The organism is Mesobacillus sp. (assembly GCF_047739415.1).
Classification (GTDB): domain Bacteria; phylum Bacillota; class Bacilli; order Bacillales; family Cytobacillaceae; genus Mesobacillus.
This window is the reverse complement of sequence record NZ_JBIQOE010000103.1, coordinates 1-9,384: the sequence shown is the minus strand read 5'-3', so window position 1 is coordinate 9,384 and position 9,384 is coordinate 1. Positions and strand designations below refer to the sequence as shown.

At 43.9% G+C, this 9,384-nt stretch carries 8 protein-coding genes and 1 other annotated feature; of the genes, 1 reads left to right on the top strand and 7 read right to left on the bottom strand.

All coding sequences use genetic code 11. The features are described from left to right. The 3 genes from aspS to ACH0QE_RS08545 all read right to left on the bottom strand — a co-directional run. The coding region (gene aspS, locus ACH0QE_RS08555) for an aspartate--tRNA ligase (protein ID WP_415800281.1) at window positions 1-1,190 on the bottom strand (1,190 nt) is incomplete at its 3' end. A 13-nt stretch (window positions 1,191-1,203) separates the two neighbouring features. After that, entirely contained in the window at window positions 1,204-2,481 is a 1,278-nt protein-coding gene (hisS, locus tag ACH0QE_RS08550) for a histidine--tRNA ligase (RefSeq protein WP_415800280.1), read from the bottom strand. A 150-nt stretch (window positions 2,482-2,631) separates the two neighbouring features. Further along, window positions 2,632-2,869, bottom strand: a binding site (T-box leader). A 61-nt stretch (window positions 2,870-2,930) separates the two neighbouring features. Beyond that, the gene (locus ACH0QE_RS08545) at window positions 2,931-3,107 is read right to left on the bottom strand and encodes a hypothetical protein (protein ID WP_023627182.1); all 177 of its coding nucleotides are present in this window, start codon (window positions 3,105-3,107) and stop codon (window positions 2,931-2,933) included. Window positions 3,108-3,298: 191 nt separating this feature from the next. Here ACH0QE_RS08545 and ACH0QE_RS08540 point away from each other — a divergent pair, with 191 nt between their 5' ends. Continuing rightward, window positions 3,299-5,068: an SH3 domain-containing protein gene (locus tag ACH0QE_RS08540; protein WP_415800279.1), complete on the top strand. Its 1,770-nt coding sequence runs from the start codon at window positions 3,299-3,301 to the stop codon at window positions 5,066-5,068. A 64-nt stretch (window positions 5,069-5,132) separates the two neighbouring features. Here the strand turns inward: ACH0QE_RS08540 and dtd are convergent, their stop codons facing one another. The 4 genes from dtd to ACH0QE_RS08520 form a co-directional block, all read right to left on the bottom strand. After that, window positions 5,133-5,573, bottom strand: coding sequence for a D-aminoacyl-tRNA deacylase (gene dtd / locus ACH0QE_RS08535; RefSeq protein ID WP_415800278.1), 441 nt, complete (start codon window positions 5,571-5,573; stop codon window positions 5,133-5,135). A gap of 45 nt (window positions 5,574-5,618) precedes the next feature. Further along, on the bottom strand, window positions 5,619-7,811 hold the full coding sequence (locus ACH0QE_RS08530; protein WP_415800282.1) for a RelA/SpoT family protein: 2,193 nt from the start codon (window positions 7,809-7,811) through the stop codon (window positions 5,619-5,621). A 469-nt stretch (window positions 7,812-8,280) separates the two neighbouring features. After that, window positions 8,281-8,793, bottom strand: a complete 513-nt coding sequence (locus ACH0QE_RS08525) for an adenine phosphoribosyltransferase (RefSeq protein ID WP_415800277.1) — start codon at window positions 8,791-8,793, stop codon at window positions 8,281-8,283. Continuing rightward, window positions 8,784-9,384: single-stranded-DNA-specific exonuclease C-terminal domain-containing protein (locus ACH0QE_RS08520; RefSeq protein WP_415800276.1), on the bottom strand; the 601-nt coding region annotated here is incomplete at its 5' end. The genes ACH0QE_RS08525 and ACH0QE_RS08520, both read right to left, overlap by 10 nt.

The window sequence follows — 9,384 nt, the reverse complement described above, 5'->3', positions numbered from 1 at the left end:
GCTACGAAAAGCAGGAGGTCACCAGCTGAAACTTCTAATTTCGCCTGAAGTGCTGCCTGTTCTTCTTCTCCAAAGAACTTCGAGATTGGGCCTTTCAAGCCGTCCTCTTCCGCCTTCAGCCATGCAAGACCTTTGGCACCGTATACAGAAACAAATTCAGTCAATCCATCAATATCTTTACGTGAGTAGTTTGCAGCAGCATCTTTTACATTAATTGCTTTGACTTGGCCGCCGTTTGCAACTGCAGAAGCAAATACCTTGAAGCCAGAATCTTTAAGCGTTTCTGAAAGATCAACAAGTTCCATTCCAAAGCGAGTATCCGGCTTGTCAGAACCGAAGCGGCTCATTGCCTCTTCATAGCTCATGCGCGGAAATGGCTCTGTCACATCCATGCCTTTTACATCCTTCAAGACCTTTTGCATCATTTTTTCTGTTAAGCCCATGATCTCTTCCTGGCTCATGAAGCTTGTTTCAATATCGATTTGCGTGAATTCCGGCTGGCGGTCAGCTCGGAGGTCCTCATCGCGGAAGCAGCGGGCAATCTGGTAATAGCGTTCAAAGCCGCCAACCATCATCAGCTGTTTAAAAATCTGGGGCGATTGAGGAAGAGCGTAGAATTCGCCTGGGTGGACACGGCTTGGTACTAGATAGTCACGCGCTCCCTCAGGCGTGCTCTTTGTTAAAATTGGCGTTTCAACATCAAGGAAGCCTTCGCCATCCAGGAAGTCACGAATCGCTTTTGTTACCTGATGTCTCATCTTAAAAGTTTCGAACATTACCGGACGACGGAGATCCAGATAACGATATTTCAAACGAACATCTTCTGATACATCTGTTTTATCAGCAATCACGAAAGGTGTCGTTTTCGCTTCATTAATGATTGTCAGCTCTTCAGCCTGGATTTCAATTCTTCCAGTCTTAAGATTTTCATTGATACTTCCTTCGCTGCGACCGATGACTGTCCCTTTCACATCAAGAACGTATTCCGTACGGACTTTTTCAGCGAGCGAAAGTGCTTCCGGTGAAACATCAGGATTGAAAACAATCTGGACAATGCCTGTCCTGTCGCGCAGGTCAATAAAAATCAGGCCGCCCAGGTCACGACGCTTCTGGACCCAGCCTTTTAGCGTCACCTTTTCACCAATTGCCTCTTCCGTTACTTCACCGCAAAAATATGATCTACCAAACATCGAAACTCCCCCTCTACTTACAGATCTCCTTGAATTTTTCAATAAAACTCTCTAGCGGCAGTTCGGTTTGTTCCCCGTCCGCCATTGATTTCAGGTTAATTTTATTCGCTTTTAATTCATCTTCACCCAGCACTGCCACATATCTGGCATTCATCCTGTCAGCAGCCTTGAACTGGGCTTTGATTTTGCGGTCTTGATAATCTCTTTCCGCAGAGAAACCCGCCATTCTCAGTCTGTGAAGCAGGCCCACTGTATAATCCTTGGCCTCATCCCCCAAAGAAACGAGGTAGCAATCAATTCCTTCATTGACCGGAAGCTCAACACTCTCTGCTTCAAGTGCTGAAAGTAATCTTTCTATACTTAACGCAAATCCGATGCCAGGTGTTTCCGGTCCACCTATTTCTTCGACAAGGCCATTATACCTGCCGCCGCCGCAAAGAGTCGTGATTGCTCCAAAGCCTTCAGCATCACTCATGATTTCAAATGCTGTGTGGTTATAGTAATCCAATCCGCGCACCAGATTGGCGTCAACTTCGTATTCAATCCCTAGATCCGTCAAATACTTCGTTACTTTACTAAAATATTGAGCAGAATCATCTGTCAGATAATCGATGATCGATGGTGCGGACTTCATCAATTCGTGGTCACGGTCAGCTTTGCAATCCAGGATTCGCATTGGATTTTTTTCAAGACGATTCTGGCAATCACTGCAGAATTCCCCGATCCGAGGCTGGAAATGGTTCACAAGAGCCTCTCTGTGTGCCATACGGCTCTGCTTATCTCCAAGGCTGTTAACGACAAGCTTGAGCTTTTTCAATCCAAGTTCCTTATAAAGGGACATCGCAAGGGAAATCACTTCAGCGTCAATCGCAGGATCTGCGCTTCCCATTGCCTCTATACCAAACTGGACAAACTGGCGGAAACGTCCAGCCTGTGGGCGTTCGTAACGGAACATAGGCCCCATATAATAGAGCTTCACTGGCTGATAAGGACTGCCAAACATTTTATTCTCGACAAAAGAACGAACAGCAGCTGCTGTACCTTCAGGGCGAAGTGTCAGGCTGCGGTCACCCCTGTCAGTGAAGGTGTACATTTCTTTTTGAACTATATCCGTTGTATCACCAACGCTTCGTTTGAAAAGATCTGTATGCTCGAAAATCGGAGTTCTTAATTCCCGATATTGATATCTTTCACAAAGTTCTCTCGCCTTCGCTTCAATGAGCTGCCATTTCTCTGTCTGGCCTGGCAAAATGTCCTGTGTTCCGCGTGGGATATTGATTTGATTAGACACAGTGCATCCTCCTCCATTCATTTCAAATCATTTTATACACTCTTACTTATTACTTGCTCAGGAACATCGCTAATCTAGCAACATTCCTATGAAAGCTAGCCTTATGTAAAAAAAAGAATACAAAAAAGCCCCCAATCCCTTGCTATAATAACAAGGGACGAGAGCTTTGAATTCCCGTGGTGCCACCCTAATTGAAGCGCATGAATGCACTTCCTCTTTAACAGTTAACGCCTGAATACGTCTTCTCCTAATGATGGAATTACCCATGTTCAGAGAAAATCCTACGGAGTGTTCATTCACCAGGTCATCATGCAGAAATGCTTTCAGCCACGGCATTTCCTCTCTTTTCACCTGTTTCCTGGCTACTATGCTCCATCAACGGTATATTTTCTATATAACATTTTATTTATATTATAATACGGAGTACAAATGGCAATGTCAAGCACTATTCAAGAACGCTCGATTTGTTTTTTCAGTTTTCTTACATCACGGAGAGACAGCCCAAATTCTGAAGCTAATTCTACAGTGTTAGTGCTTTGTTCCTTTTGGATAAAATCGTGGAAATCCACTCCGAATAATTGATTCTCCCCAAATGAAGCAGATCTTCCTTTATCACTGAACCGCATGGTATCACCTTCCATTGTTTATTGCTTACTATTCTTCCCAGCCCTTATGAAAATTTTTCATGATTTTAAGATATTCTTTTCACACTTGAATTTTTCTTGTTCCATACCGATATAAGAGAAAAGTCCTCGTGATTTTACCGGTAAAATCCGGTAATATATTTTTATAGAGAATGATAAAGGGAGGGAGATCATTGCCCAGAAACAGAATGGTTCCTATCATTCTTTGCTTGATGCTCATTTTCGGGAGCCTTCCAGCTCTAGAATCAGTTCGGGCGGATAATGGAAGTGTCTCGATAACTGCAACAAGTTTGAATGTACGGACGGGACCTGGACTAAGTTACCCGGTAACAGGATTAGTAAAAAAGGGAGAGAAGTTTTCAATCGTCAAGGAAGAAGGCGATTGGATCCAGATCAGCCTTGGAGGCAGTAAAAAAGGATGGGTAGCACAATGGTTTACTGCCAAGGAAGCTGCCAAGACAGCTGTTTCTCCAGCCGTTTCGCCAAATGCCCAATCCTCAGGCAGTGTCACAGTGAATGGTTTGAGAGTCAGGAAAGGACCGGGCACCAACCACCAGGTAATAGGGTCGTTCAACAGTGGACAAGCTGTCGAAGTACTTAGCTCCAATGGTAATTGGGCAGAAGTGCGTACGAAAGACTTACGAGGCTGGGTCTCGAAGGAATACATAACTATGAAAGAGAGCAAGACCAGTGAAGCTCCGCCAGCCAGTACCAAAACAAGCGGAACTGTCACCGCTACTTCCCTGAATGTCAGGGAAAAACCTTCATTGAACTCTGGCAAAATTGGTCAATTAAGTTATGGAGCTGCAGTTACAGTCCATTCCCAGTCAAATGGTTGGGCGGAGATTACTTACTCAGGGAAAAGTGCCTGGGTAAGTGCTGAGTATCTGAAAATTGGTGGAAAACCCGCGGCTGACAGCGGAAAGGCTCCAACGCCTGCTGATCAATTCACAGGTACAGTAACCGCTTCACAGCTGAACGTCCGGGACAAGAATTCCCTGGATGGCAGTGTCGTCGGTTCTGTATCAAAGGGACAAAGCTTTAAAATCCTTGATGAACAAAACAATTGGGTCAAGATTGAATTCCAGCCTGGCAAAACAGGCTGGGCAGCAGGGTGGTTTTTCGATAAAAAGAAAAATGGACCGGTCGCTGCACCTAGCCAGTCTGTTAAAAATAGCAGTGTCTCCATGCTTCATAATGGGACAAACATACGCAAAGGTCCAAGTACAAGCACAGCCGTCATATTCCGTGCCAATCAAGGGGACAGCTTTGAAATCTTAAGCGTTGAAAAAGACTGGTATAAAATCGCGCTTCCAAATGGGACTAGCGGCTTTGTAGCCGGCTGGATTGTTTCTGTACAGGGAACTGCCCCGCAAATAGAGCGACCGGGAGCAGAAAAACACACAAAGAATAAAACGATTGTCATCGATCCTGGGCATGGTGGCAGAGATAATGGGACAACTGGTGTAAGAGGAACATTGGAAAAAACGCTTACCCTGAAAACAGCCCAGCTTTTATATGACAAGCTAAGAGCTGCCGGCACGAACGTTATCCTAACAAGGAACAATGATCATTACATTTCACTAGGCTCAAGGGTTAGCAGCTCCCACTACCAGAATGCTGATGCTTTTATCAGCATTCATTACGACAGCATCAATGATAGGACTGTCAGGGGCATGACGACTTACTATTACAATTCAAAACAAATGCCATTAGGTGAACAAATCCATTCTTCGGTTGTAAGCAAAACAATGTTGAAGGATCGGGGCACTCGGTTTGGGGACTATCATGTCATCAGAGAAAACAAACAAGCAGCCATCCTCCTGGAACTAGGTTATTTGAGCAATCCTGCCGAAGAGATGCTTGTAAATACAAATCAATATCAGGAAGCGGTAGCTAACGGGGTATTTGAAGGACTTGCCCGCTATTTTAAAAATAATTAAGCACGACATGTCCGCTTAAACTAAAAAGAAGGAATCCCGCTCTCGGGATTCCTTCTTTTTTGAATTATTTACTATCGATAATCAAAGTAACCGGACCGTCATTTGTCAATTGAACGTCCATCATGGCACCGAATACGCCTTTTTCTACCTTAATTCCTTTTTCAGCGAGGTAGGTGTTGAATGCTTCATAGACAGTTTCTGCATGGTCTGGCTTTGCTGCGTCCATAAAGTTCGGGCGTCGCCCCTTGCGGCAATCACCATACAGGGTAAACTGCGAAACGGAGAGAATCTCTCCTCCTACTTCGAGAAGGGACAAGTTCATCTTTCCTGCTTCATCCTCAAATACCCTGAGATTCGCTGCCTTCTCGGCAAGAAAGGCAGCGTCCTTTTCCGTATCATCATGGGTTACGCCCACTAAGATGACAAACCCCTTTTTAATGGAGCCTGTTATCTCTTCATCGACTGTTACTTTTGCTTCTTTGCTTCTCTGTATCACTAAACGCATCGCGAATCTCCTTACACATCGGTCTCCACAATTTGTTAAGATTGCTTAACTCATTACCCTTCTGACAGCATAGATGTCAGGAATTTGCTTGATCCGGTCCACGACCTTTTGCAGGTGGCTGACATTGTGGATGGCGATTGACATGTTAATGGTCGCCATTTTATTTTTGTCAGATTTTCCGGATACTGCGGTAATGTTTGTCTTCGTTTCATTTACAGCTTGCAGCACTTCGTTCAGTAATCCCCTGCGGTCATAGCCGCTGATTTCTATATCAACATTATATTCTTTGCGGTCATTCAAGGCAGTTTCCCATTCTACCGGAATCAGCCTTGCCTGTGCATCCTCTGTATGGATGTTCGTGCAATCAGAACGGTGAACAGATACTCCCCGGCCTTTTGTGATAAAACCAACAATATCGTCTCCAGGTACGGGGTTGCAGCAACGGGATAGCCTGATCAGCAAATTATCGATACCCGACACTCGAACGCCAGACTCACGCTTCTTGGCAGGTGAAAATGATTTAAGCTCGGAAACAGCATTTGAAATGTCCTTTTCCTGTTCCATGTCACGCTGCTTGCGCAGTTTTTCTGTCAGTCTGTTCGCCACCTGCAGCGCTGTTATACCGTTATAGCCGATTGAAGCAAACAGATCTTCTTCATTGGTGAAATTATACTTCTCCGCAACCTTCTTCAGGTTTTCAGATGTCAAAATTTCTTTAACATCAAAATCCATATTGCGGATTTCTTTTTCCAGAAGCTCACGGCCCTTTTCTACATTTTCGTCCTTTTGCTGTTTCTTGAAGAATTGGCGAATTTTGTTTTTGGCCTGTGAGGTCTGGGCAAGCTTCAACCAATCCTTGCTCGGTCCATAGGAATGCTTTGAAGTGAGGATTTCTATGATATCCCCGGTCTTCAACTGGTAATCTAAAGTCACCATCTTGCCATTGACCTTGGCACCGATCGTCTTATTGCCAATTTCAGAGTGGATTCGATAGGCAAAATCAATTGGTACAGATCCTGCAGGCAATTCAATGACATCGCCTTTCGGAGTGAAAATAAATACCATATCCGAGAAAAGGTCAATCTTCAGAGATTCCATGAATTCTTCCGCATTCGCAGTGTCATTCTGGAATTCAAGGATTTCACGGAACCATGATAGCTTCGTTTCAAAATTGGAAGCGTCAGTTGGTTTGCCCTCTTTATATGCCCAGTGGGCCGCAACCCCGAATTCAGCAATTCTGTGCATTTCATCAGTTCGGATCTGGACTTCCAGCGGATCGCCTTTAGGACCGATTACTGTAGTGTGCAGTGATTGGTACATATTAGGCTTTGGCATAGCGATATAGTCCTTGAATCGGCCAGGCATAGGTTTCCAGCAAGTATGGATGATTCCAAGGATTGCGTAGCAATCTTTGATGCTGTTGACGACAATCCGGACAGCCAGCAAATCATAGATTTCATTGAACTGCTTGTTTTGCAGCACCATTTTACGATAGATGCTGTATATATGCTTCGGCCTTCCGGAAATTTCAGCCTTGATCGAAACTTCAGTCAGCCTTTCTTTCACTTCATCAATGACTTCATCCAGATATTGCTCGCGTTCCGCTCTTTTCTTTTTCATCAGGTTGACAATACGGTAATACTGCTGTGGATTCAGATAGCGTAAAGCTATATCTTCAAGTTCCCATTTGATTTTTGAAATACCGAGCCTGTGAGCCAGCGGCGCGAAAATTTCAAGCGTTTCATTCGAAATCCTGCGCTGTTTTTCACTCGGCAAATGCTTCAAGGTCCTCATGTTATGAAGACGGTCAGCCAGCTTGATCAAGATGACACGTATATCCTGAGCCATGGCAACAAACATCTTCCGGTGGTTTTCCGCCTGTTGTTCTTCATGCGACTTGTACTTTATTTTACCAAGCTTCGTCACGCCATCAACAAGCATGGCCACTTCATCGTTGAAGGCCTCTCTAATATCATCAAGCGTTACATCGGTATCTTCGACGACATCGTGAAGAAAACCAGCTGCAACCGTAGCAGGGTCCATCTCAAGGTCAGCCAGGATCCCTGCTACCTGGATCGGGTGGATGATGTACGGTTCCCCGGATTTCCTGAATTGATCATGATGAGCCTGTCTGGCGAACTCATATGCCTTTTTTACTAATTCAACATGTTCATCATTCAAATATGATTTTGTACAGTCAATGACTTGTTCTGCGGTCATTACCTGGTCATTCGCCATAGGATCACCTAATTTAAATTTCTTTATATTAACCCGCATTTTCTCTCCAGCGGGAACCAATGATAGTGTCGACGTAATAAGAAAAGCGTAAGCGGCTTGGTCAGTCCCGACAAGCGCTGGAGGGCCGACCGGTGAAGTCGTTCTTTGACTTCATTGGGCGGACTGAAGCGACTCGAGGGACTAGGCGCTGAAGCTAGACAATTCTCGAAGTGAATTATATACATTCTTATTCTTAAATGAAAATCCTTTATTTACAATAATTATTCTTATAAAGGATTGTTACTATTATCAAAGAAAAAATCAAAGATGTAAAGAGAAAGGAAGAGATTTTACAGCAGAATTTAAAAAAATTGTCGAAATATATTTTATTTCATTCAATTATAGGGTTATTTTTACAAACCCGAATGCCTTTGAATGACTTTTTTTCATTATAAGAAAAGGGCACTTCTCAATGAAGCGCCCGGTCAATTTAATATTGCATCAAGGTTAAAACATCATAGCCGTCCAGCTTTTTGCGGCCATCGAGATAAGTAAGTTCAATCAGGAAGGCGATGCCTGCCACGACTCCTCCAAGTTCTTCAACCAGCTTGATCGTTGCTTCGATCGTTCCGCCAGTTGCCAGCAAGTCATCGGTGATCAATACTCTTTGTCCTGGCTTGATCGCGTCCTTATGGATTGTTAAAACGTCACTGCCATATTCAAGTCCGTAATTGACCTTGATTGTTTCGCGCGGAAGCTTTCCTTCCTTCCTGACAGGAGCGAAACCTACACCATGGGCATAGGCAACCGGACAACCGATGATGAAGCCGCGTGCTTCAGGACCGACTACAAGGTCAATTTGCTTTTCACGGGCATAGACCACGATTTGGTCTGTTGCATATCTATAAGCCTCGCCATTGTCCATTAAGGTTGTGATGTCCTTAAATTTAATGCCGGGCTTTGGCCAATCGGGAACGATTGTTACAAATTGTTTCAAATCCATTGAATAATTGCCTCCTCATTTTTCACCGACTCTTGAATGAATTGGTCAAACCAACTCTTCAATTGCTCATACGATGAGTAGAGCAATTCATTTTCAAGAGTGAATGCTTGCACCTTGTGCTGATATGTTTTGGATTCAGTTAGGTCCCTTTTCGGGACATTTTTTTCAAGTGAAATAAACCCATTGTTTATTTTAACAAAATCTAATTCAAAAAACACCTGCGACATGAATTCTACTGTTTCTTTTGTCCACCCTTTATGCTTGGCCAAATCGCCGCCATAACGTTTAAGGTCAAATGGCCCTTTCTTTGCGAGTAAAGCATAAAACCATTTGAAATGCTCCCTGGTTGGCATAGTCGTGAAGAAATTGCTATTTTCTTTGTAAAAATGAACATAGATCCTTCCTGGATTTTTTCCGGCAAACAATTTCTCCAGAATTTCTTTGGAAGGCGGCAGGTCCAACAGCACGACATAGGATTGGTCTAACTCGACTTCCTCAGCTTTCTCACCTGTGGGTACTAGTTCCAAAGAGTCTCCGATAATAGGAGAAAACTTACTTTTCAAATCGGCGTTGAATAGAATCCATTTAATA

What these genes read in the sequence shown, in the direction of transcription:
- ACH0QE_RS08545 (WP_023627182.1), bottom strand. Translation starts at nt 3,107, where the DNA reads ATGCGGTTCAGTGATAAAGGAAGATCTGCTTCATTTGGGGAGAATCAA.
- dtd (WP_415800278.1), bottom strand. Translation starts at nt 5,573, where the DNA reads ATGCGTTTAGTGATACAGAGAAGCAAAGAAGCAAAAGTAACAGTCGAT.
- ACH0QE_RS08530 (WP_415800282.1), bottom strand. Translation starts at nt 7,811, where the DNA reads ATGGCGAATGACCAGGTAATGACCGCAGAACAAGTCATTGACTGTACA.
- ACH0QE_RS08525 (WP_415800277.1), bottom strand. Translation starts at nt 8,793, where the DNA reads ATGGATTTGAAACAATTTGTAACAATCGTTCCCGATTGGCCAAAGCCC.